The organism is Mycolicibacter kumamotonensis (assembly GCF_002086285.1).
Classification (GTDB): Bacteria; Actinomycetota; Actinomycetes; order Mycobacteriales; family Mycobacteriaceae; genus Mycobacterium; species Mycobacterium kumamotonense.
This window is the reverse complement of the sequence record NZ_MVHU01000005.1, coordinates 74,262-98,286: the sequence shown is the minus strand read 5'-3', so window position 1 is coordinate 98,286 and position 24,025 is coordinate 74,262. Positions and strand designations below refer to the sequence as shown.

Sequence of the window (24,025 nt, the reverse complement as noted above, 5' to 3'; positions counted from 1 at the left end):
ATGGCCGGACGCCGCCGGGCCGCTGCCTCGTTAGCGTCGTCGGCACGGGAACGGGGGCGCATGGCGGCACGAACGACCACACAGTTGCAGCTCAGCGCGCACCGGATCGGAACCCGCCGGTTGGAGCGTGCGCTGCGGTGCGGCCAGGTGGCCGGTGATCGGGCGCCGGGGTGGGCCGGGTTGGGCCTGGGCTGCCTGGCCAGCGTGATCGTGGTGGCCGGTGCGGTGGTGTTGGCCGTCCTGCGGCCGCAACCGGGACTCGGTGATGCGCCGATCCTGCTGGACCGTGCATCCGGGGCGCTGTATGTCCGGGTCGGCGACACCGTCCACCCGGTGTTCAACCTCGCCTCCGCGCGCCTGATCACCGGAGCCGCCGACCCGCGGCCGGTGAGCGGCACCGAGATCGGACGTGCCCGGCGGGGGCCGCCGCTGGGCATCCCGGGTGCACCCGGCGCGCTCGGTACGGCACTGCCGCCGACGCAAACCTGGTCGCTGTGCGACGGCCCGGCCGGCACCACCCTCATCGCCGGGGCCGACCCGCCGCAATCCGCGCGTATCGACGCCGATGAGGCGGTGCCGGTCGGCTCGGATTCCGCGGCGGCCTACCTGCTGCTGCGGGGCCGGCGGATCCCGGTCAACCCGGCCGATTCGATGCTGGAATCCCCCGTGCCGCGGCGGGTCTCGGCCCTGTTGCTCGCGGCGATCCCCGAGGCGCCGCCGGCGAAACCGGCCGACGTTCTCGGCCGCGTCGCGACGTTGCCCGCCGCCGCGGTGACGCTGTGCGCCCATTGGCGCGCCGACGACCCGGTCGGCGTCACGCTCTCGGCCGGGGTGGGTTTGCCGCTGCCGGCCGGTGCGGCGCCGACGGTGCTGGCCCAGGCCGACGGCTCAGGCCCGGCCCTGGACGCGGTCTATCTGCCGCCGGGCCGAAGCGGCTACGTGCGGGCCGCCGGTGCCTCCGGTCATGGGGCCGGCTACCTGATCACCGAGACCGGGGTGCGGTTCACCGTCGACGACGCCGCCGCGGCACGCAGCCTGGGCCTGCCGGACACGCCCGACGGGGTGCCCTGGCCGATGCTCGCCGGGCTTCCGGCCGGCCCGCGGCTCAGTCGGGAGCAGGCGCTGCTGGCGCACGACGTCGTGCTGCCGCCGCCCGGCCGGTGAGCACCACCAGCAGCAACGCCAGCAGGATCCCGGTACCGGTCAGCGCGGTGCGCAGCCCGGCGGGCGCGGTGGCGGGTTCCGGATGCGGCGGGGGTGGTGGCGCCGGGCGGGCCGCCGGGTCGGCACCCCGGCGGTCCGGGGCGTGCCGAGCGACCTCGGAGCTGACCGCCGCCAGCGGATCGATCACACCGGCCCCGACGACGTCGTCGCGGCCACCCGGGGGATGGTGCGCGGTGGCGGTGATCCGGTCCATCACCTGCCGCGGTGTCCACCCCGGGAAGCGGGACCGGATCAGCGCCGCCAGCCCACTGACCACCGGCGCGGCGAAACTGGTGCCGTGAACCACCGCCCCGCCGACGCTGTTGGCCATCGCATCTCCGACGGTGCTCAGCGACAGCACTCCCTCGCCGGGCGCGGCGACATCGACCCAGGGGCCGGCGCGGGTGAACGCCGACGGTGCGCCGTGGGCGTCCACCGAGCCGACGGTCAGCACGTAGTCGTCGTACCAGGCCGGGGTGACGATCATCGGCCCATCGGCATCGCAGCCGTCGTCGGTGTTGCCCGCCGCGGCGACTACGACGGTGTTCTTCGTCTCGACCGCATAGGCCAGGGCGGCGCCGAGCGCCCGGTCGTCCAGACCGGAGCCCACCGGCCGGCAGGCCACCGCCGAGATGTTGATCACCGATGCTCCCAGGTCGGCCGCGATGCGCACCGCCTTCGCCAGGGTGTCGACGTCGCCCACACCCGCGGCGTCGCCGACGGCGGCGAATCTGGCGCTGGACTGGCGGATACCGATCACGGTGGCCAGCGGCGCCACCCCACTGAATCGGTCCGCCGCGTGGTCTGTTGCGGCCGCGATGATTCCGGCGGCCAGTGTGCCGTGCCCGTCGCAGTCCTGGGTGCCGTCGCCGGTGAACACATAATCGCCGCCGCCGACCAGACCGGGCAGCCGCCGGTGCGGCGCCACCCCGGTGTCGATCACCGCCACCCGCTGGCCCGCCCCGCGGCTGAGCGCCCAGACCGCCTCCAGGTCCAGCCCGTCGAATTGGGTGGGGGACACAGCCGGATCCAGCTCCGGCACCGCGCACACCTCACGCTGGACGGTGCGGTGCACCGGTGCGGCCGGTGCCGCGGCGGGCAGCCGGGAGTTGTCGATCGGCGGTGGTGCGACCGCGTTCGCCGGAGGCACGCACTGGGTGGTCCCGGCGACCGCAGCGGCCGCGGCGATCCGGGTGATCCGGCTGCTGCGCACGCCTCAGCCCAGACCCAGTCCGCGAGCGACCCCGTACACCCCGCAGAGCCAGCAGGCCAGCGGCACCAGCGTGCCCAGCGCCACGCCTTCCAGCACTTCGGCGCAGCGCCGCGGAAACGGGGACCGGGCCGGTGCGGTGAAGCCGAAAACGACTGCGGCACCGGATAGCACCGCCGCCACCGCGGCCGGCCACACCCGGTGCGGCGCCGCATCTGCCGCGGCCAGCACGGCGATCCCCAGCGCGCCGACACCCCCGGCCACCAGCGCCGCGACCTGCGTACCGTCGGTGTGCGAGCGGGCCCGCAGCAACTGCGCCGCACCGGCCGCCACCGCGAACGCGACACCGACAAGGCGGGGCACCCCGGCACCCTGCTGCCCGGCGGCCACCCCGGCCACACCCAGCACCACCGCCGCCGCAGATCCGGCCACCAGCCCGGTCAGCAGATCCCGGGCGCGATCGGTACGGTCGGCCACCGGCCGGCGCGACAGCCCGGTCACCGCGATCGCGACCCGGCCGGCAGCCCGGATCAAAACGACCGCGCCGGCCGCTGACACCGCACCGGCTGCCTGTAGCGAGACACCGGTTGCGGCACAGGCTATCCCGACGACAGCAGCGGCCACCGCCACCCCCGCCAGACAGCACAGCATCGCGCGCACCGTACCGCCGCTCCCGCACGACGGCACCGCCGACACGGCCACCGTCCCGGCCGCCGCGGCGGCCAACAGCGCGTTGGGGGCGCCGGGCCCACCGGGGACCGCCACGAAACCGGCGACTCCGGCCAGGCCGGATGCCGCCAGCACGGCCGTGAACCGGCGAGCCGCCGGGCTCCACGGGCGTGCCGTTGCCCGCACCGTGGCCGCCACCTGCTGGGCGGGATCGTCGAAACGCGGGTCGGGTACCGGGTCGTCCGCGCGCGTCAACACCAACACGGCGCCGTCGCCGATCTCATGCTGTGCCAATGTCTTCGAGGAGTCCAGCGGTGCTCGTCCCGGTAGGCCCAGCCGGTAGGGGCGCAACGGGTGCGGGCCGTCCCGACTTGCCATGAGGTCGACGATGGCGGCGATCAGCGCCGCCACCGGCACCCCGGCCGGGAGCGCCAGATCGGCGTGAGCGGTGTCGGCGTGCACCGCGACCCGACGCAGACCCGAATCCGGAACCGACACGCGCTGCCTCCTCGCTTCTCGCCGTCTGCGCACCGTAGCGCGATGACGGCGCAGGTGTTTTCGGTGTTCCACAGCTGACTTGCCGGCCGTTCGCGGGCTGTCTACGGTGTGCCGATGATCGCGCTGCGACGCACTGCGGAACCTCCGCCGGCGCCGCCGGCCGGTGAAATCGCCGTCGCCGCACCGCCATCGGTGGACCGGTCGGAAGGCGGCCTCGCCCTGACCCGGCTGGTGCCGGCCGTGTCGGCGGTGGGGGTGCTCGCCATGACGGTGGTGCTCTACCGTGCGGGGTCTCCGGCGGCGCGCAGCCCGGTGTTCGCGCTGCTGCCGTTGACCATGCTGGTCTCGGCGGTGGTGGCCGGGCGAGGCCGCGGCCCCAAGGACATCGACGACGCTCGCGACGACTACCTGGATTATCTTGCCGCGCTGCGTGACTCCGTCGCCGATACCGCCGCCCGGCAGCGCTCGTTTCTGGCGCGGACCCATCCGGAGCCCGATGCGCTGTGGATGCTGGCCGGTAGCGACCGGATGTGGGAGCGCCGGCCCGGCGATACCGACTTCGGCTGCGTCAGGGTGGGGATCGGACCGGTCGGTCTGGCCACCCGGCTGGTGCCACCGCCGAAGGATCCGGTGCGGCGCGTCGACCCCTTCACCGAGGCCGCCCTGAGCCGCTTCCTGAGCGCCCACGCGACGGTGCCCGAGGTTCCGGTCACGGTGCCCCTGCTGGGGCCGGCACCGCTGCTGCTGGACGGCGAGGCCGACCGGGTCCGCGGCCTGCTACGGGCGATGATCTGCCAGCTGGCGATCCTGCACGGACCGGATGTGGTGCTGATCGCGGCCGTCACCGATGCACCCGCACTGTGGGACTGGCTCAAATGGCTGCCCCACCATCAACATCCCTCGGCCGTCGACGCCACGGGGCCGCTGCGGCTGATCTACCACAGCCTGGCTGCCGCCGAGACCGCGCTGGCCGGCCGGCGGGCGGTGGTGGTCATCGACAGCGCGGACGCGGGCCTGACGGTGATCGCCCCCGGCGCCCCCGGCGCCCCGCGACGGCTGACGGTGACCGCGGCGGCGCTGAGCGATCCCGAGGGCGCCCGGCCGGACTTCCTCGCCATCGCCGAGGCGGTGGTGTGCGCGCAGCAGCTTGCCGGTCACCGCCGGGCCGACTCCGGTGGTGGGGGGCCGGCGGACTGGGCACAGCTGCTGGGCATCGGTGCTGTCGAGGGCTACCACCCGGCCGACGGGTGGGACCGCACCCCCGCGCAGCGGCTGTGCGTCCCGTTCGGCACCGACCCGGCCGGAGGGCCGGTGTGGTTGGACATCAAGGAGCCCGCCGAGCGGGGCAGTGGGCCGCACGGGCTGTGCATCGGTGCCACCGGCTCGGGCAAATCCGAGTTCCTGCGCACTCTGGTGCTGGGTATGACGGTCCGGCATTCACCAGCGGACCTGAATCTGGTGCTGGTCGACTTCAAGGGCGGTGCAACCTTTCTCGGTTTCGAACAAGTACGCCATGTGGCCGCGATCATCACCAACCTCGCCGATGAGGCGCCGCTGGTCGACCGGATGCGTGACGCCCTGGCCGGTGAGATGCACCGGCGCCAGGAGCTGCTGCGCGCCACGGGGGTTTCCGGTATCGGCGGCTACGCGCAGGCCCGGCGGGCCGCACCGATGACACTGCCGGCCCTTCCGACATTGCTTGTGATCGTCGACGAATTCTCCGAACTGCTCGACCAGCAACCCGATTTCATCGATACGTTCGTCGCGATTGGCCGGTTGGGGCGCTCGCTCGGCATACAACTGCTGCTGGCCAGCCAGCGCCTCGAGGAGGGGCGGCTACGCGGGCTGGAATCGCACCTGTCCTACCGGGTGTGCCTCAAGACGGGGTCGGCCGCCGAGTCCCGGCTGGTGCTGGGCGTACCCGATGCCCACGAGCTGCCCAACGTTCCCGGGGCGGGATTCCTGCGCACCGCCGACGGACAGATCACCCGATTCCAGACGGCATACGTCTCCGGCGGGTGCCCCGGAGCCCTTCCGGCGCCGCGCGAAGCGCGATTGTTCACCGCCGCCCCGAACGGTTCGGCCGCACCGGCGCCCGAGCAGGCCGGCCGCACCGTACTGCAGGCGATGTTAGAGCGGTTGTCCGGGCGCGGCCCGGCCGCGCGGCGGATCTGGTTGCCGCCGTTGGGTTCCTCGCCGGCGCTGGGCGCACTGCTCGACGGCGAGCACCCCGAGCTGAGCGTGCCCATCGGGGTCGTCGACCGGCCCTTCGAACAGCGGCGCGACCCGCTCGTGGTCCACCTCGGCGGGGCCGCCGGACACGCCGCCGTCGTCGGCGCGCCCCGGTCCGGCAAGTCGACGGCGCTGTGCACGCTGATCGCCGCGCTGAGCGCCGTCTACGACGCGACACGGGTCGCGTTCTACTGCGTGGACTTCGGCGGCGGCGCCCTCACCGAGCTGGGTTGGCTGCCGCAGGTGGGGTCGGTGGCCGGTCGCGGGCAGCCCGACGCGGTGGCGCACACGATCACCGAAATGGAGGCGATCGTGCAACGCAGGGAGACACGGCGCGAACACGGTGTCGGCGACGGCGGACCGCCCGGCGAGGTGTTCCTGGTGATCGACGGGTGGGCAGCCCTGTGCCGCGAATTCGACCGTGAAGCCGACGTCGAGGCGAGGATCATCGCCCTGGCCGGCCGTGGGCTGTCCTACGGCGTGCACGTGGTGCTGTCCGCGTCGCGGTGGGCCGAGATCCGGCCCGCATTACGCGATCTGATCGGCACCCGAATCGAGCTGCGCCTGGGCGATCCGGCCGAATCCGAGCTGGATCGGCGCCAAGCGCACCGGGTACCGACTGACCGGCCCGGGCGCGGCCTGACAGCTGATGGCCTGCACATGCTGGTCGCGCTCCCGCAGGAATGGGAACCGGTGCGGCACACCGCTTACGCTGTACCACCGATCCCGCTGCCGCCGGCGGTGGTCGAACGGGCTGACCTGGTGGCCGCGGCCGGTAGCCGACCGCTGCTGGGCGCCGACGACCGCGGCCCGGTCACTGTTGACTTCGTTCGGCAGCCGCACCTGCTGATCCTGGGCGACAACGAGTGCGGCAAGTCCACGGTGCTGCGCGTGTTGTGCCGGGAGCTGATGCGCACCCGCACCGCTGATCAGGCGCAGCTGCTGGTGGTCGACTACCGCCGCAGCCTGCTCGGGGTCGTCGACTCCGGGCACCTGGCCGGCTACGCCGTGTCGGCTGCGGCGTGTGCGGCCCTGCTCCCGGGCCTGATCGACCGCCTGGCCCGGCGGCTGCCCGGGCCCGACGTCACCCCGCAGCAACTGCGCGACCGGTCCTGGTGGACTGGTCCGGAGCTGTATGTCCTGGTCGACGACTACGACCTGGTGGCCACCGCCGCGGGCAACCCCCTGGCGCCGCTGCTGGAGTACCTGCCCCAGGCCGGTGATCTCGGACTGCACCTGGTGGTTGCCCGGCGCAGCGGCGGGGCGGCGCGGTCGATGTACGAGCCGGTGCTGGCCGCGCTGCACGACCGGGGCGCCATCGGGCTGGTGATGAGCGGCGACCCGGCCGACACCGCGCTGATCGGTTCGGTTCGGCCACGACCGCTGCCGCCCGGGCGCGGCACCCTGGTCACCCGGGCCCGCGGTGAGCAGCTGATCCAGGTGGCCTGGGAGCCATGACGCACCGCGCGGTCATCGAAGTCGGGCCGGCCACCATCCGCAGGTCGTGCTGCGACACCGAATCCGCCGATGCCGCAGCGGCGTTGGAGTGGATCGACGACCCGGTCGCGCTGGTCGACGGTGAGCCGGTCGAGGTGCCGGAGCTGCTGCGCAGCGTGCTGGCCTGCCCGGTCACCGTCGAGACCATCGAGATCATCCACCCGTCATGGTGGCCGGCGCGGCGGGTAGAATTGGTTGTCACCGTGGCGCACGCGCTGGCCGACGACGTCGTCACCCGGCCGCGCTTCGCGCTGCTGCGCCAGGCGTTCCGGGCCGCGGTGGTCATCGAGATCGCCGCGCGGCTGGTAGCCATCACCGCCGCGGGCATCGTCGCCGAACCGCGCATCGGGGCGCCCGAAGAGGTAGCCGAAGCCGTGGCGCGCCGGGTGACCGCCGCGGTGCGGGATCGCGGGGCCGTGCTGATCGACGCACCGATCGGGGTTGGTGGCGCACAAGCGTTGGCGGACATGATCGCCGAACGGTTGCCCGGCGAGGTCACGATCGTCGACGAGCTGCCGGTCAGCCGCGCCGAACCCCGTCCGACAAACCCCGAACCTGCCCCGGCACCGGCCCGCACCGGCGGGCGGCTGTGGGTGCCACTGACCGCGGCGGCCGTGCTGAGCGTCGTCGCGGTGGGCGTGCACGCCCACCCGGACACCGCCACGGCGCTGACGAATCTGGTGGAGGGCCGGGTGGCGGTACAGGTTCCGGCGGACTGGTCGCTGCGTCGGGTCACCGCCGGGCCCGGATCGGCCCGGGTGGAGGTGGTGTCACCGGACGACCCACGGCTGATGCTGCACATCACCCAGGCGCCGGCCGGCGGGGAAACCCTGGCCGCCATCGCCGAACCGCTGCAGCGTGCCATGGAGCTCGCCGAGGCCGAGACGCCCGGGGTCTTCGTCGGCTTCGACCCGGCGGGCAGCAGCGCGGGCCGGCCCGCGGTGACCTACCGGGAGGTGCGCACCGACCATCACGTCGACTGGGCGGTGCTGGTCGACCGTGCGGTACGGATCGGCATCGGCTGTCAGAGCGGACCCGACGGCGGCGACGACCTGCGTGCGGTCTGCGAGCAGGCGGTGCGCTCCGCCCATGCGCTGGGCTCACCCCCCGCGAGGTAGTGGGAACCGAAACCGCCCCGCCGCAGTCCAACTACATATCTACCAACGACCGATATGGGGGAGATGTGAGCACACCCGCAGCCACCACCACCACGCTCAGCGCCGACTTCGACGTCATGCACGCCGTGGCGGCGGCCACCGACGCCCGCAACGAGGAGATCCGGGGAATGCTGCAGGCGTTCGTCGCCAGGATGCGGGCCGTTCCACCGTCCATCTGGTCGGGCCTGGCCGCGGCCCGGTTCCACGAAGTCCTGGACCGCTGGAACGCCGAATCGCTGAGCTTGAACCACGCCTTGGCACGCATCGCCGAGACCATTCGCCTCAACGAGCGCGCCTTGCGGGAGGTTGCCGAGACCCACTCGCACCGCATCGCCGCCGCCGGCGACCGCATCTGAGGGGCAGCCGTGGACACCCCACTGTCGTACAACTTCGAGGAGATCGAATACGCCGTCCGTCAGGAGATCCACTCCACGGGCGCCCGGCTCAACGGCGCGCTCGAACAACTGCGGTCGCAGATCGCACCGTTGCAGCAGGTGTGGACACGGGAGGCGGCCGGTGCCTACCACGCCGAGCAACTCAGGTGGCAGCACGCCGTCGACGCGCTCAACCAGATCCTGTTCGAGTTGGGCAACGCGGTACGTGACGGCGCGGCAGACGTCGCCGACGCCGACCGTCGGGCCGCGGGCGCTTGGGGGAGGTAGGAGAGGCCGCCCCCGAAGACGGTGTGGCCCCGATGGATGGAGAGCCGTCGGGGCCACACCGGTGTGTCTACCGGCGGTGACCGCGTCCGAAGCGGCTGAAGCCTCGTTTTGACCTGCTCGGATTCCCGCCGGTAAGCTGCTCGTTTGGCGTGCGGTGCCGTCCTGGCATAGCGGGTCCTCGGGTCACTGTCGGTCGCCGAGAACCACCCCCCGTCCACGCTGGACCGGCCCCCGGCTCGCCCCGGGATCCGCAGAACCGGGAAGACCCGGCTCGAGGCTCTAAAGAGAGGTAAGCGCTGTGCCCACCTATACGCCGAAGGCGGGTGACACCACACGGTCGTGGTATGTCATCGACGCCACCGACGTGGTGCTCGGCCGGCTCGCCGTCGCGGCAGCAAACCTGCTGCGCGGCAAGCACAAGCCGACGTTCACGCCGAATGTCGACGGTGGTGACTTCGTCATCGTCATCAACGCCGACAAGGTCGCCATGAGCGGCAACAAACTGCAGAAGAAGATGGCTTACCGCCACTCGGGCTACCCGGGCGGGCTGCGCAAGCGCAGCATCGGCGAGCTGATGGAGACCCGCCCGGACCGCGTCGTGGAGAAGGCGATCCTGGGAATGCTGCCCAAGAACAAGCTCGGTCGTCAGATCAAGACCAAGCTGCGTGTCTACGCCGGTCCCCAGCATCCGCACACCGCTCAGCAGCCGGTCCCGTACGAAATCAAGCAGGTGACGCAATGACCGAGACGGCAATCGAAGGTGCCGAGACCACCGAGGCCCCTGAGCCCACCGAGACTGTTGAGGTCGAAGAGACCGTAGAGGTGCAGGCCGAGGCCGCCCCGAGCAGCTACGAACCCCACGACCTGGGCCGTCCCATCCAGACCGTCGGCCGCCGCAAAGAGGCCGTGGTGCGGGTGCGGCTGGTGCCCGGCACCGGCAAGTTCAACCTGGACGGGCGGACCCTGGAGGCGTACTTCCCGAACAAGGTGCACCAGCAGCTGATCAAGGCCCCGCTGGTCACCGTCGACCGCCTGGACAGCTTCGACGTCTACGCCCACCTCGACGGCGGCGGGCCCTCCGGGCAGGCCGGCGCGTTGCGGCTGGCGCTGGCCCGCGCCCTGATCCTGGTGCAGCCGGAGGACCGGCCGGCGCTGAAGAAGGCCGGCTTCTTGACCCGGGACCCGCGGGCCACCGAGCGCAAGAAGTACGGCCTGAAGAAGGCCCGCAAGGCGCCTCAGTACAGCAAGCGCTGATCGTTCTGGCAGCGAGCTGGGGGTACCCCCCGCTTGCGGGGGAGCGTGGAACCGGTCCGGCACCGGCGTGTCGGACCGGGAACACGCACGCTCGCGGCGATAAAGGATAGTTATGGGTCGACTTTTCGGTACCGACGGCGTCCGCGGGGTCGCCAACCGCGAATTGACCGCGGAACTGGCCGTCGCGCTGGGCAGCGCGGCGGCCCAGCGGCTGTCCACCGGCACCGAGCGTCGGGTGGCGGTGGTCGGTCGTGACCCGCGGGCCAGCGGCGAGATGCTCGAAGCCGCGGTCATCGCCGGGCTGACCAGCCAAGGCGTGGACGCCCTGCGGGCCGGCGTGCTGCCTACCCCGGCGGTGGCCTATCTGACCGGCGCCTATGAAGCCGACTTCGGGGTGATGATCTCCGCATCGCACAACCCCATGCCCGATAACGGCATCAAGTTCTTCGGCCCGGGCGGTCACAAACTCGACGACGCCACCGAGGACCAGATCGAGGATCTGGTCGCGGCCGGGCCGGGCTTGCGACCGGTCGGCGCCGGGCTGGGCCGGGTGGTGGACGCCAAAGACGCCCTGGACTGCTATCTGCGCCACCTCGGTGAAACCAACCGAACTCGGCTGGACGGGCTGACCGTGGTGGTGGACTGCGCCCACGGCGCGGCCTCCCAGGCCGCGCCGCGCGCCTACCGGGCCGCCGGCGCCACCGTGATCACGATCAACTCCGACCCCGACGGGCTCAACATCAACGACGGCTGCGGCTCGACGCACCTGGAACCGTTGCGTGCGGCGGTGCTCGAGCACGGCGCGGATCTGGGCCTGGCCCACGACGGCGACGCCGACCGCTGCCTGGCCGTCGACGCCGCCGGTGACATCGTCGACGGTGACGCCATCATGGTCGTGCTGGCCCTGGCCATGCGGGAAGCCGGTGAACTTGCCGGCGACACTCTGGTGGCGACCGTGATGAGCAACCTCGGGCTGCACCTGGCGATGCGCGAGGCGGGCGTCGAGGTGCGCACCACCGACGTCGGCGACCGCTACGTGCTGGAGCAGTTGCGGGCCGGCGGGTTCACCCTCGGCGGTGAGCAGTCCGGCCACATCGTGCTGCCCCAACTGGCCACCACCGGTGACGGCATCATCACCGGTCTGCGGCTGATGGCGCGGATGGCGCAAACCGGTACTCCGCTGGCGGTCCTGGCCTCGGCGATGCGCAGCCTGCCGCAGGTGCTGATCAACGTCGAGGTCACCGACAAGGCCGAGGCGGTGGGCCGACTGGCGGTGCGCACCGCGGTGCGGCGCGCCGAAGAAGAACTCGGCGACACCGGCCGGATCCTGTTGCGGCCTTCCGGAACCGAGCAGCTCGTCCGCGTCATGGTTGAGGCCGCCGACGAGGACACCGCGCGCCAGATCGCGCTCAGCGTCGCCGAAACCGTGCGCACCCGCTGATCTGCCTCCGGCGCCTGTGTTCGGCGGCGATCTTTCGCCCCGCGGACACGATGGGGCGGAACCGCCGGGGCGCGCGCAGCGTCCTACCCGGTATGGGACGACAACAGCTGTACCTCGACGCCGCCGCGCTGCGATCGGTGGCGGACTGCTTCGAAGCCACGTCGGCAGATCTCGATACCGCCATCCGAATCCGGCTGGGTGCCTTGAGGTTCGACGGTAGCCTCGCCGGGCGTGACTACGTCGCGGCGGGCGAGGCGCTGCGGCGTGCGCTGGACGGCTTTGCGCCGCAACTGACCAGCTGGTCGCGGGCCAGCACCGAGATCGCCGCGGTGCTGCGGGCCGGGCTGCAGCGGTACCGGAGCGCCGAGTCGGTCGCGGCGGATCGGGTCGGTTGAGGTGGCCCCGCGCTACGACGTGGCGGGCCGGCTGGCCGAAGGTCGAGATGCGGTGGCGCACACCCAGACCTACGTCTCGGCCGGTAGCCGACTGGGCTATCGCCATCCGGATCTGACCGGCTACGACGGGCAGCTGTTCGACCGCTACGACAGTGAAGCAGGTTTGGATCTGCAGCTGCTCGACAGCGATTGTGCGGCGCTGGGGGCGTTGGCCGAGGCCGCCGATGATGTGCTGCGCCGCCAGCGCGGGCAACTGGTCGAGCTGGCTGCGGCGTGGCGGGGGCCGGGCGCCGATGCCGCAGCGGAGTTTCTGCGCCGGCACTGTGAGGCCGGTGCGCAGTTGTGCGCCCGCCTGCGCGAGACCGCCGCCCGATGCGCCGGACTGCGCGATGAGCTGTGGCAGCTGGTCGACGCCAAGGTGGCGACCGTGCTGGCGGTCGACGAACGGGTGGGCGCTCAGCGCCCGGCGTGGCTGGCCGCCGCGAGTGCGGTGAGTTCCGGCACCGGCGACAAACACGCCGCCGAGGTGATCGAGAAGCAGGTGATCCCATACGTGGACAACGACATTCGGGGCGAATGGGTGCCGGCTGTGCGATCCGCGCACGACCGGGTGGCGGCGGCCTATCGGGCGGCAGCCGCGGCGGTCGGTCCCGGCGCCGGGGTGGTCTTCGCGACCCCGGGTGAACTCGGGCCGGTCTGGCGATCCGATGAGGCAGCGCCGGTGGCGCCGATGGGCCCGGACGCCGTTGCCCCGCCGGCGGCGGCGCAGCGTCTCGTGGCCGCAGCGCCGGAGCTGCCCGGCGAAGACTCGGGTGCTGCGCTGCCGGTGCAACCCGCGCCGGCCGAGGACGTGCGGCCGGCCGATCTCGGGCTGCCGTCCGGTCTGGGACTGCCCGGTGATCTGGGTCTGCCCGGGGGAGGGCTGCCGGCCGGGGGCGGTGGCCTTGGCGGGCTGGGCGGACTGGGCGGGCTCATTCCGCGGCTGGCCGACGCCTTGGGCGCCCCCCTGGGCGAACAACCGTACAACGACCCGTTCGGCGAACCGACCGGAGTCGATGAGCACGGCGGCGACGCCGCTGCGGACTCCCAGGGCCCCGACGATCCTGAACCCGAATCGGTGGTCGAGACGGCCGGGGACGTCGACGCCGAGGAACCCGAACCCGGCGATCCCGAGACGGTCGGCGATGCCGAGGCGGTCGCCGACACCGAACCGGTGCCGGCGGTCGAGAACACCGGTCGCGAGCAGGAGCCCGAACCCGTCCCCGAGCCGGCGCCCGACCTCCCGGCGAAGACCCCTTGCGAGACCGCTGCGGAGGAATTACCGCAGGTGGGGCGGTGAAAAGAATGAGAAGAGCATGGCCGCACAGACCGCCACGCCCGGGGCCCGCGCCGGATCAACCCGCTGAACCCGGGCTGAGCCTCACTCAGCCCTGGCGGCTGCCCCAGGTCTGCAGCGCCGAAGCGATTTTCGCCGCCGCCTCCAGCTGCTCCAGCGACAGCTCGTCGGCCGGGTCGCGCCGCCATTCGGCGACGGCCGCCAGTGCGCCATCGATGAACTGCTGACGGGACTGGCCGCGCTGGATCTTGCCGCTCGACGTGGTGGGCATCGACAGGTGGTGCACCAAAACCACAGCGTCGGCGGCGATTCCGTGGTGCGTGGCCACCGCGGTCCGGATCCTGTCGATGACGCCGTTCAGGTCGGTCTCGCCGGCCTGTGCACCGTCGAGTTCGTGGACGATGACCAGCTGCTCGATGCCGCCGGGTGGGGCATCGGTGGCGAACACCGCGCCCCGGCCGGCCACCAGCACCGGGTCGCACTCCTGCACGGTGAACTCGATGTCGTTGGGGTAGTAGCGGTGCCCGTCGACGACGACCAGGTCCTTGCAGCGGCCCGTGATGAAAAGCTCACCGGCGCACAGGAACCCGTAATCACCCGTGCGCAGGAACGGTCCGCGGTCGGGGTCGCCCGGCGGGGCCAGCCGGGCCTCGAATGTCTGCGCGGTCTCCTCGGGCCTGTTCCAGTAGCCGAGGGCGACGTTGGGTCCTGCGACCCAGATCTCGCCGACCTGGTCAGGTCCGCAGGGCCGGCGGGTCACCGGGTCGACGATGGCGACGTCGGACTGGCGAGGTTGACCGCACCCCACGAACGTCGCGGCGGCGGGATCGTCGGGTGCGATGTCGACGATGCGGTCCTCGGCCAGCGCTGCCCGATCGACATAGCGCACCCCGGGCATCCCGGTGGGGCACCCGCCCGATGCCAGCAGGGTGACTTCGGCCAGCCCGTACACCGGGTAGCAGGACGAGATCTGGAAATTCGCCGGGGCAAAGGCGTCGGCAAACGCCGCCAGCGACGTGGCGCGCACCGGCTCGGCGCCGTTCATGGCGACGGTCATGCAGGAAAGATCCAGTGCGGCACGCTCTTCGGGTGTGCTGGTCTCCACGCATCGGTCGTAGGCGAAGTTGGGGGCGGCGGTGATGACGCCGCGATGCCGCGACACCAGTTCCAGCCAGCGCATCGGGCGTTTGATGAACGCGGTCGGCGACATCAGCGCAGTGCTGGCCCCGATGTAGACCATGGACAGGATCGCGCCGACCAGACCCATGTCGTGGTGCGGCGGCAGCCAGAAGACGCCCCTGGCGTTCTCGTCGCCGTTCCAGACCTGACGGATGGCGTCGACGTTGTGCAGCATGTTGCCGTGGCTCAGCAGCACACCCTTGGGTGAGCGGGTCGAGCCCGAGGTGTACTGGATGGCCGCCGGGGAGTCGGTGTGGATCACCGGGGCCACCCACGCCTCGGCGTCTGCCGGTTCGGCGTCGGTGAAGAACCACTGCTCGGGTTCCCCGGCGATGCCGGCGACCGCGGCCCGCGTGGCCCGCTGGGTCTCGGTGGCGGTGAGCGCGAAGCGTGCCTGCGCGTCGGGGACGACGACCTGCAGGCGCGGCGCCAGCTTCTGGTGCACCGGAACCGCGACGGCGCCGGCGTAGAGGCATCCGAAGAACCCGGCGATGAAGTCCAGACCCGGGCGCACCAGCACCAGAACGCGCTCCCCGACGACGTCGTGGCGCTGCAGATTCGCCGCGATCGCGCGGGCCCGGCGGTCCAACTCGCGGAAGCTCAGCTCACTGCGGTCCTCGTCGTCGCCGTTGTAGGAGAAGCTGAAGGCCAACTTGTCCCCGAACCGCTCGGCTTGCCGTTGCAGCAGCTCAACCATCGTTTCTGCGGTGGGTGTCGTCACCGTCGGCGTGAAGTCCATGGCCCTATCTTGGCCCGGGGAGTGTCCTGGGCCACACCCGGCCCATGCGCGTGTGCTCCTGCCGGGTCAGGCCGGCACCAGTGCGCGCAGCTCCTGCACATAGCGCAGCGCTTCGGCCGGCTCGTTGGCCAGCGCACCGACCAGCAGCGTCGTCACGCCCGCCTCGGCTAGCGCGGCGATCCGCTCGGCGATGAATCCGCGCGGCCCGATCAAGGAGGTGTGGCGCACCAGCTCGTCGGGGACGGCGTCGATCGCCTCGGTCTTGCGCCCGGACAGGTAGAGCTCCTGGATGCGGTCGGCCACCTCGCCGAAGCCGTATCGGGTGGCCAGATTGTGGTAGAAATTGCGGCCCTTGGCACCCATCCCGCCGATGTAAAGCGCCAGTTGCGGTTTCGCCCAGGCCAGACGGTCCTCGACGTCATCGCCGATGGCCAGCGATGCGCCCACCATGACGTCCAGCGGGCCCAGCGCCGGATCCCGTTTGGCCGCGCCGGCCCGCAGCGCGTCACCCCAGACCTCGGCGGCGCGCTCCGGGTAGTAAAAGACTGGTTGCCAGCCCTCGGCGATCTCGGCGGTCAGCTCGACGTTCTTCGGGCCCAGCGAAGCGATGGAGATCGGGATCCGTTCGCGCACCGGGTGGTTGATCAGCTGCAACGGCTTGCCCAGCCCCGTGCCGCGGTCTGCCGGCAGCGGCAGCTGATAGTGCTTGCCGTCATAGCTCACCCGCTCGCGGCGCCACACCGCGCGGCAGATCTCCACCACCTCACGGGTGCGCCCCAGCGGGGCGTCGAACGGCACGCCGTGGAAGCCCTCCACCACCTGCGGCCCGGAGGTGCCGATACCCAGCCGGAACCGGCCGTCGGAGACGAAGTCCAGACCGGCGGCCGTCATCGCCAGCAGGGCGGGGGTGCGGGTGTAGATCGGCAGGACCCCCGAGACGAGCTCTATGCGGGAGGTCTTGGCAGCCAGATAGCCCAGCTGACTGACCGCGTCGAACGAATACGCCTCGGCCACCGCGACCACGTCGATGCCGGCCCGTTCCAGCTCGACGACCTGTTCGGCCGCCTCTTTGAATCCACCCGAGTAGGACAGCTGTACACCGATTCGCATCTATGACACATACCAGTATCGATACGTAAACAGGGTTATAAAAGTACACAGCTTTCCACTAGATTCTCAGGCCGCGCATACCCAAGCGATCGCTGGCAGGAGTCGAGGCGCTGCGACCTGTGGAGATACGCGAGGAATATTTGACGAAGGTGCTTGTGTCTTAGCTACTTCACGGTTAGTGTTCTGCATCACATCAGTGAATAAGCGTGATTTTCAGGAACAACACGGCAGCGCCTGACTCCCTGAGGCGCTCGCCGAGGGCGGCACCTCACAAAAGGAGATGGCTGTGCAGCAAACCCTTCGCCCCTACGTCACCGCCGGTATCGCGATCGTCGGCTCCGGCCTGATCGCCGCCACCCCGGTGGTGACCCCGATGGCAGATGTTCCCACCCTCCGAGATGTCGCACTCACCGCCGACGGCGGCCTGCCCGACCTGCTGGCGCCGTGGACGGCGGTGTTCAACCAGGCGTCGGAAAACCTCTCCACCCTCTCCCAGAACTTCTTCCTGGCGCCTTGGGTGGGCCTTCAGCAGATGCTGGCCAACCAGGGCAACTTGTGGCAGCAGATCCTCGACGACCCCTCGACGATCCCGGCCGTCATGCAACAGTTCCAGCACAACCTCGACGCGGTGATGACCGGCTACACGCTGATCAACGCCAGCGGCGGCGCGGACATCAACGAAGGCTTCACCGGCACGATCGGCCAGGTCATTCTGCACACCATCAGCGGTACGGACATCAACAGTCCCACGCCGGCCTTCGGCCACGACCTGCTCTTCGCGCTGCTACCGCAGTTCCTGCCGGCCGACCAGTCCGACCTGCTCACGCCGATCATCAATTTCCTGGCTTCGCCGCTGAGCGGCATCATCATGGGCCAGCTCGGACCGATGATCGCCCCCTGGGTCGCGATGATGAACGCCATCCAAGACGGCGACAGCTTCAACCAGATCATGGCCAGCTGGACGGACGGCTACCTCAACGGCGCCACCCTCAACTTGGATAGCCTCATCCCGCTGATCGAGCAATCGGGTCTGCTGCCGATGCCACCCGGCACCATCACCCATCTGGAGTTCGCCTTCGGCGGCCTGCTCACCCCCGGCGATGTCGCCTCGGGTCCGTGGGAGGTGGCCGGCGAGAACGGCGACATCGTGGCGTCGGTGCCCGCAGTGGGCGGCTCGATCTTCAACAGCCTGGGTCTGGACCTCAATGCTGAGGCGCTCCTGGGTCTTCCGCTCCAGATCAGCATCGCCGGCCAAGGAGTCGGTCCGATCGCCGCCATGGAGGCCTGGTCTCAGACGGTGGGAACCCTGCTGGGCTCGGGGTGGGACGGCAAGGACCCGATCGTGGTCACCCCGCCGGGTGCAGGCATCGACTTCCCGACCGTTCCCGACGGCTTGTTCGACGACGGTGGCGCCGGGGACGCGGCGGCCAGCGACTGGTTCACCGATCTGATCGCGGCGCTCGGTAGCTGACCGAGAGCCCCAGCGCCTTCGAAATCTGACCCGACAACCTTCACAACTGCTTTACAGAACCGCTTCACAGGAGAGGTGTTCGCAAATGAGTCGTCGTCACAGCAGCAGCCGGCCTGACAGCACCGGAGCGCGGTACCGCAGTCTGATCGGCACCACCAGCGCGGTGGGCGCATTCCTAGCCTTCGGGATGGCCCCGTTGGCCGCGGCGCCCGCCGCATACGCCGATGTCGATTTCGACCTCGGTGACATCTTCGGCGACCTGGTCAGCTCCTGGTCCTCGAGCGACGTCGGTGGCGCCGCGGCCACCTGGGACCTCGATGCGTTGTTCGGCGGCTCGGGCAGCGCGGCCGGCGACGCATTCTCGTGGACCGGGATCATGGACCAGTGGTTCTACGAGCCGCTGCACAACATGGCGCAACTCTGGATCACCAGTCCGCTCGGCATGTCGATCGACGGAATGATCAATGACTGGTCCGGCCTGTACCTGATCGGCAACGGTGTCGACGGCACCGCCGACAGTCCCGACGGTGGCGACGGCGGACTGTGGTTCGGCGACGGCGGCGACGGTTGGAGCAGTGACACGGCCGGTGTGGTCGGCGGTGACGGCGGCTCGGCGCTCGGGTTCTTGGGTAACGGCGGCGATGGCGGTGCCGGCGGTGCCGGTGCGGCCGGCGGCGACGGCGGTGCCGGCGGCTGGTGGATGGGCAACGGCGGCAACGGCGGTGCCGGCGGTGCTGCGACCGCTGAAGGCGGTGCTGGCGGTGCCGGCGGTGACGGCGGCGCCGCTGCGGCCTGGTTCTTCGGCAACGGCGGTGCCGGCGGGGCCGGCGGTGCCGGAATGGATGGTGCCGCGGGCACCTTCGCCAATGGCGGCACAGGGATAGGTCAGACCGGCGGGGCCGGCGGCACCGGCGGCGCAGGCGGCCGCAGCGGCTACATGTTCGGTGACGGCGGCAAGGGCGGCGCCGGCGGCGCGGCCGGCAACGGCGGTGACGGCGTGACTGGCGACGCCAACGGCGCGAACGGCGGCGGCGGGGGCCAGGGTGGAAACGGTGGCGCTGGCGGCGCCCGCGGCTCCGACTACTACGCCGGCTCGTTCTACGGCAGCGCCGGGGCGGCCGGCGACGGCGCGGATGGCGGCAACGGCGGCAACGGCGGTGACGCGGCCACGGACGTCAACGGTGGCTACATCGGGATCGGCGGTAACGGCGGCGTCGGCGGTGACGCCGGTAGCGGTGGCACCGGTGGAAGCGGCGGAACCGGCGGTAACGGCGGTGACGGCACCGGTGTGAACCCGACCAACCCGGACGCCCCCTTCGGAACCGGCGGAGCGGGAGGCAGGGGTGGCGCCGGCGGGGACTCGCTGGGCGCTAGCGCCGGCGGTAACGGCGGTGACGGGGGTACCGGCGGCCTGGGTGTGCTGGGCCGCGGCGGCGTGGGTGGCGCCGGCGGTACTGGCGGTGAGAGCGAGAGCGGCACCGGCGGAACCGGCGGCACCGGCGGCCTCGGCGGTAACGGCGGCCTCGGCGACAACACGGTGGCTACCACCGGCGGCAACGGCGGCAGCGGCGGCGCCGGCGGCTCCAGCACCAGCGGCAACGGTGGCGCCGGTGGCGCAGCCGGCAACGGCGGCGACGGGACCCTGCGCGGTGGCAACGGCGGCGCCGGCGGTCGTGGCGGCGGCAGCACCAGCGGAAACGGTGGCGACGGTGCCGACGGTGGCGGCGCGGGTGAGGGCCTGGGCTGGAGCGACGGCACCACCACCTGGAGCATCGGCGGCAACGGTGGCTCCGGCGGTGCCGGTGGCGCCAGCACCAGCGGCGCCGGCGGCAACGGCGGTGCGGGTTCGGCCGGTGCCGACGGCGCGACCGGCACGGGTGTGGTCAGCGCGGGCGGCAACGGCGGCTTCGGCGGGACGGGTGGTAGCAGCAGCGGTGGAACGACCGGGACCGGCGGTGATGGGGGTGCCGGTGGCGACGGCACCGCATCCGGCGGCAACGGCGGTCGCGGTGGTTCCGGCGGTCCCGGGTTCATGGGCATTGGAACCAGCCCTAGCGGAGGTGCTGGCGGCAACGGTGGCGCCGGCGGTGACAGCGGTGGCGTCGCAACCCCGGCGGACGGGCCGATCACGGGCCCAAGCCACGCCGGTACCGGCGGGGCCGGTGGCGACGGCGGCCAATCGACTGCTGATGGGGTTGGCGGTGACGGCGGTACCGGCGGGGCCGGTGGCAATGCCGCCGGGGACGTCGACGGCGGCACCGGAGGTGAAGGTGGTGCGGGCGGTAACGCGGGCACTCCGGGCACCGGTGGTGATGGCGGCGCCGGCGGCGCGGCGGTCAACGGCACCGGCGGCACCGGCGGGGCCGGCGGGACCGGCGGCAACGGCGACTCTGGTGCCCTGGGCTCGAGCGGTATCCCCAACCCGGTGCTCGGCGGGGATAACGGTCCCGGCGGTGACGGTGGCGACGGCTCGGATGGGGGTGCCGGCGGTACCGGCGGAAGCGGCGGTACCTCCACCAACGGCACCGGCGGCAACGGTGGCGTCGGTGGCACCGGCGGTAACGGTGGCGCCGGCGGCAACGGCGGACCCGGTGGCACCAACCCCGACACCGGCGACGGCTATGACGGCGGCGACGGCGGCAACGGCGGTGACGGCGGTACCGGTGGCAACGGCGGCGCCCACGGCACCGGCGGGGCCGGCAACGGCACCGGTGGTGCGGCCGGTGACGGCGGTGGCGGCGGCGCGGCGGGCAGCGGCGGAGCTGGCGGCGCCGCGAGCGGCAGCGGCACGCCCGGCCAAGACGGCAGCCCGGGTACCGCTGGCAACGACGGCGCGGACGGTACGCCCGGCACGTAGCCGACTCCGGAAGGCGACTACGGTCGCCGGGTCCACTCGGACCCGGCGACCGTAGTCGTTGTGGGAGACCCACACGCTAGTTCTGCAGGCACGGTCCGCGCCGGATACGGCCGCCGCAGGCGATTTCGAATCCCGTCCCAACCCCGGCCTTCTTCGGGTTTGACCCGATCGTCATGGACGACGCTGGTTCCGGCGTCGCATCGCTCTTCGGTGACCTGCTGGCCGACGTCTAAGCAGAGCGCAACGGCGGCGGTCGTCGGGTCTGACCCGACCCGGCGACCGCGGCCGTTTCGAGCAACTACTTGAGCAGCGCCGCGATCTTCTCTTCCGGGCTCACCGGCTCCGGCAGCCCCTCAAGCGCCTCGGTGTGCGGCAACCGCACCTGCGGGTCGGTGAACTCCCGGTAGGTCTTGTCGCCGGCCAGCTGCGCCAGCAGATAACCGGTCAACAGGGCGCGCACCCGGCGCTGGGTGCGCCGATCCGAGGTCGGCAGCCCGAAGAACCCGGTCAGCCGGCGGCCTTGCGGCAGACCGGCCGGCGAGGTCTTGCTGATCACCCGCAGCGTCGCCGATCGCCAGGCATGCGCCAGTTCGATGGCGTTGGAGCGCAGCGACTTCGGGTCGCCGGGGCTGGCGAACACCACGCCGGGCACGTCCAGCGTCGCCGCGGCCTGCTCGGCCGGCGGGGTGGTGACCGTCGGGAAAATCGACGCCACCGCTTGCGGTTTCATCGGCGACCCGGCAGCGGCGAACACCGCCGCCGAACCGCCGAAGCCGTGGCCGGCCACGGCGAGCCGGCGGTGGTCGACGCTGATCCGGCCCGGGCCCAGCCGGATCTCGGTGGCGATCTCCAGGGCACGGCCCAAGTCGGCGGCCGAGTCCAGCACCGACGGCGCCAACCCGCGCCCGGTGTCCGGGGCCACCGCCACCATGCCCCACGACGCCAGGTGCTCCAGCAGGCCCGCATAGCGGTCGGCGCCGGTCAGCCAGTCGTGGCCGAACGCCACCGCGGGCAGCCGATAGCCCGACGCAGGGGTGTACACCACTCCGGCCAGTCCCGCGTAGGCCAGGTCGCCTCGCAGCACGCGGTGCGGGCCGGGTCGGTTCAGTGCGGTGTAAAGACGCTTGATGCTGGCCATCCGATGACGTTAACGCACCGCGGCTGCCGATGATCAGGGCTTCGCTGACCTGCGCGATTGCTTAAGATCGCCGGCCGTTGCACTACCCTGAACACCTATGTGCGGAATCGTCGGCTACGTCGGGCAACGGCCCGCCCGCGAGGTCGTCGTCGAGGCGCTGCGCCGCATGGAATACCGCGGTTACGACTCGGCCGGCATCGCCGTCGTCGACGGTGTGGGCCAGCTGACGATCCGTCGGCGCGCGGGACGGTTGGCCAACCTGGAAGCCGACCTGTCCCGCACCGATCCCGCCCTGCTCGTCGGTGGCACCGGGCTGGGGCACACCCGCTGGGCCACCCACGGGCGACCCACCGACCAGAACGCGCATCCGCACCGCGACGCGGCGTCGCAATTCGCCGTGGTGCACAACGGCATCATCGAGAACTTCTCCGTGTTGCGCGACGAGCTGGAGCGCGAGGGGGTGGAGTTCACCAGCGAGACCGACACCGAGGTGACCGTCCACCTGTTGGCCCGCCAATACCGTCGCGGCGACACCGCCGGGGACTTCGTGGCCTCGGCGATGGCGGTGCTGCGCCGGCTGGAGGGACACTTCACCGTGGTCTTCGCCCACGCCGACGAGCCGGGCACCATCGTGGCGGCGCGGCGATCCACCCCACTGGTGGTCGGCATCGGCGAGGGCGAGATGTTCCTCGGCTCGGATGTGGCGGCGTTCATCCCCTACACCCGCAATGCGATCGAGCTGGGCCAGGACCAGGCGGTGGTGATCACCGCGGACAGCTACCGCATCACCGATTTCGCCGGGAACGACGCCTCCGACGCGGCTCGGCACTTTCACATCGACTGGGACCTGTCGGCCGCCGAAAAGGGCGGCTACGAATACTTCATGCTCAAGGAGATCGCCGAGCAGCCCACCGCGGTGGCCGAGACCCTGCTGGGGCACTTCGAGGACGGCCGTATCGTGCTCGACGAGCAACGCCTCTCCGATCAGGAGCTGCGCGAGATCGACAAGGTGTTCGTGGTGGCCTGCGGCACCGCCTACCACTCCGGTCTGCTGGCCAAGTATGCGATCGAACACTGGACGCGACTGCCGGTGGAAGTAGAGCTCGCGAGTGAATTCCGGTACCGGGACCCGGTTTTGGACCGCAGCACCCTGGTGGTGGCGATCAGCCAGTCCGGCGAGACCGCCGACACCCTCGAAGCCGTCCGGCACGCCAAGGAGCAGAAGGCCAAGGTGCTGGCGGTCTGCAACACCAACGGCTCGCAGATCCCGCGCGAGTGCGACGCGGTGATCTACACCCGGGCCGGGCCGGAGATCGGTGTCGCGTCGACCAAGACGTTCCTGGCCCAGATCACCGCGAACTATCTGGTCGGACTGGCGCTGGCCCAGGCCCGCGGTACCAAATACCCCGACGAGGTCGAACGCGAGTACCGGCAACTGGAGGCGATGCCCGAACTGGTGGCGCAGGTGCTCGATGGCATCGAGTCGGTGGCCGAGCTGGCGCGCCGGTTTGCGGCGTCGAGTGCGGTGCTCTTTCTGGGCCGCCACGTCGGCTACCCGGTGGCGCTGGAAGGCGCGCTCAAACTCAAGGAACTGGCCTACATGCACGCCGAGGGTTTCGCCGCCGGTGAGCTCAAGCACGGCCCGATCGCGCTGATCGAGGACGACCTGCCGGTGATCGTCGTGATGCCCTCGCCCAAGAACGCCGCGATGCTGCACTCCAAGCTGCTCTCCAACATCCGCGAGATCCAGGCTCGCGGCGCCGTCACCGTCGTGATCGCCGAGGAGGGCGACGAGACGGTGCGGCCCTATGCGGACCATCTGATCGAGATCCCGGCTGTGCCAACGCTTTACCAGCCGCTGCTGTCGACCATTCCGCTGCAGGTGTTCGCCGCCGGGGTGGCGCAGGCCAGGGGATACGATGTCGATAAGCCGCGCAACCTGGCCAAGTCGGTCACCGTCGAGTAGCGGGAGCTTTC

18 protein-coding genes are annotated in these 24,025 nt (G+C 71.6%); 13 read left to right on the top strand and 5 right to left on the bottom strand.

Translation table 11 applies throughout. The features are described from left to right. Window positions 1–60 precede the first annotated feature (60 nt). Window positions 61–1,164 carry a type VII secretion protein EccB gene (gene eccB, locus BST28_RS05305; protein ID WP_083080255.1) on the top strand — a complete coding sequence of 368 codons (1,104 nt, stop codon included), beginning with the start codon at window positions 61–63 and terminating at the stop codon, window positions 1,162–1,164. Here the strand turns inward: eccB and mycP are convergent. After that, a complete protein-coding gene (mycP, locus tag BST28_RS05300) occupies window positions 1,106–2,416 on the bottom strand; it encodes a type VII secretion-associated serine protease mycosin (protein WP_083080253.1) in 1,311 nt (436 codons plus the stop codon). The two genes, eccB and mycP, sit on opposite strands and share 59 nt — an antisense overlap. 3 nt (window positions 2,417–2,419) lie before the next feature. Continuing rightward, window positions 2,420–3,580, bottom strand: a complete 1,161-nt coding sequence (locus BST28_RS05295; RefSeq protein ID WP_065287241.1) for an EsaB/YukD family protein — start codon at window positions 3,578–3,580, stop codon at window positions 2,420–2,422. 114 nt (window positions 3,581–3,694) lie between these two features. On the opposite strand from BST28_RS05295, the gene eccCb reads away from it, so the two are divergent. From eccCb to BST28_RS05255, 9 genes are all read left to right on the top strand, one after another. After that, window positions 3,695–7,270 (top strand): type VII secretion protein EccCb, encoded by a 3,576-nt coding sequence (gene eccCb / locus BST28_RS05290; RefSeq protein ID WP_083080293.1) that lies wholly within the window; start codon window positions 3,695–3,697, stop codon window positions 7,268–7,270. Further along, a complete protein-coding gene (locus BST28_RS23180; RefSeq protein ID WP_019737891.1) occupies window positions 7,267–8,427 on the top strand; it encodes a type VII secretion-associated protein in 1,161 nt (386 codons plus the stop codon). Before eccCb ends, BST28_RS23180 begins: the two co-directional genes overlap by 4 nt. Window positions 8,428–8,492: 65 nt before the next feature. After that, window positions 8,493–8,822, top strand: a complete 330-nt coding sequence (locus tag BST28_RS23175; RefSeq protein WP_019737892.1) for a WXG100 family type VII secretion target — start codon at window positions 8,493–8,495, stop codon at window positions 8,820–8,822. Window positions 8,823–8,831: 9 nt separating this feature from the next. Beyond that, the gene (locus tag BST28_RS05280; protein ID WP_019737893.1) at window positions 8,832–9,128 is read left to right on the top strand and encodes a WXG100 family type VII secretion target; all 297 of its coding nucleotides are present in this window, start codon (window positions 8,832–8,834) and stop codon (window positions 9,126–9,128) included. Between the two features lie 298 nt (window positions 9,129–9,426). Then, the gene (gene rplM, locus BST28_RS05275; protein ID WP_019737894.1) at window positions 9,427–9,870 is read left to right on the top strand and encodes a 50S ribosomal protein L13; all 444 of its coding nucleotides are present in this window, start codon (window positions 9,427–9,429) and stop codon (window positions 9,868–9,870) included. Then, window positions 9,867–10,382: a 30S ribosomal protein S9 gene (rpsI, locus tag BST28_RS05270; RefSeq protein WP_019737895.1), complete on the top strand. Its 516-nt coding sequence runs from the start codon at window positions 9,867–9,869 to the stop codon at window positions 10,380–10,382. Before rplM ends, rpsI begins: the two co-directional genes overlap by 4 nt. Before the next feature lie 112 nt (window positions 10,383–10,494). Further along, window positions 10,495–11,823: a phosphoglucosamine mutase gene (glmM, locus tag BST28_RS05265; RefSeq protein ID WP_019737896.1), complete on the top strand. Its 1,329-nt coding sequence runs from the start codon at window positions 10,495–10,497 to the stop codon at window positions 11,821–11,823. 92 nt (window positions 11,824–11,915) lie between these two features. Continuing rightward, window positions 11,916–12,218 (top strand): type VII secretion target, encoded by a 303-nt coding sequence (locus BST28_RS05260; RefSeq protein ID WP_019737897.1) that lies wholly within the window; start codon window positions 11,916–11,918, stop codon window positions 12,216–12,218. 1 nt (window position 12,219) lies between these two features. Next, the gene (locus BST28_RS05255; RefSeq protein WP_083080250.1) at window positions 12,220–13,557 is read left to right on the top strand and encodes a hypothetical protein; all 1,338 of its coding nucleotides are present in this window, start codon (window positions 12,220–12,222) and stop codon (window positions 13,555–13,557) included. Between the two features lie 85 nt (window positions 13,558–13,642). Here the strand turns inward: BST28_RS05255 and BST28_RS05250 are convergent, their stop codons facing one another. Beyond that, window positions 13,643–15,472 (bottom strand): fatty acyl-AMP ligase, encoded by a 1,830-nt coding sequence (locus BST28_RS05250; RefSeq protein ID WP_165758055.1) that lies wholly within the window; start codon window positions 15,470–15,472, stop codon window positions 13,643–13,645. A 66-nt stretch (window positions 15,473–15,538) separates the two neighbouring features. Beyond that, window positions 15,539–16,582: an LLM class F420-dependent oxidoreductase gene (locus tag BST28_RS05245; RefSeq protein ID WP_083080247.1), complete on the bottom strand. Its 1,044-nt coding sequence runs from the start codon at window positions 16,580–16,582 to the stop codon at window positions 15,539–15,541. 280 nt (window positions 16,583–16,862) lie between these two features. On the opposite strand from BST28_RS05245, the gene gjpA reads away from it, so the two are divergent. Both gjpA and BST28_RS25040 read left to right on the top strand, forming a co-directional pair. Then, window positions 16,863–18,053: an outer membrane porin GjpA gene (gene gjpA / locus BST28_RS05240; RefSeq protein ID WP_083080245.1), complete on the top strand. Its 1,191-nt coding sequence runs from the start codon at window positions 16,863–16,865 to the stop codon at window positions 18,051–18,053. A gap of 85 nt (window positions 18,054–18,138) precedes the next feature. After that, window positions 18,139–20,910 (top strand): PGRS repeat-containing protein, encoded by a 2,772-nt coding sequence (locus tag BST28_RS25040; RefSeq protein WP_083080244.1) that lies wholly within the window; start codon window positions 18,139–18,141, stop codon window positions 20,908–20,910. Window positions 20,911–21,208: 298 nt separating this feature from the next. On the opposite strand, the gene BST28_RS05230 is transcribed toward BST28_RS25040, so the two are convergent. Then, window positions 21,209–22,048: a dienelactone hydrolase family protein gene (locus tag BST28_RS05230; RefSeq protein WP_065287249.1), complete on the bottom strand. Its 840-nt coding sequence runs from the start codon at window positions 22,046–22,048 to the stop codon at window positions 21,209–21,211. Between the two features lie 97 nt (window positions 22,049–22,145). Here BST28_RS05230 and glmS point away from each other — a divergent pair, with 97 nt between their 5' ends. Beyond that, window positions 22,146–24,014, top strand: coding sequence for a glutamine--fructose-6-phosphate transaminase (isomerizing) (glmS, locus tag BST28_RS05225; protein WP_083080242.1), 1,869 nt, complete (start codon window positions 22,146–22,148; stop codon window positions 24,012–24,014). Window positions 24,015–24,025 lie beyond the last annotated feature (11 nt).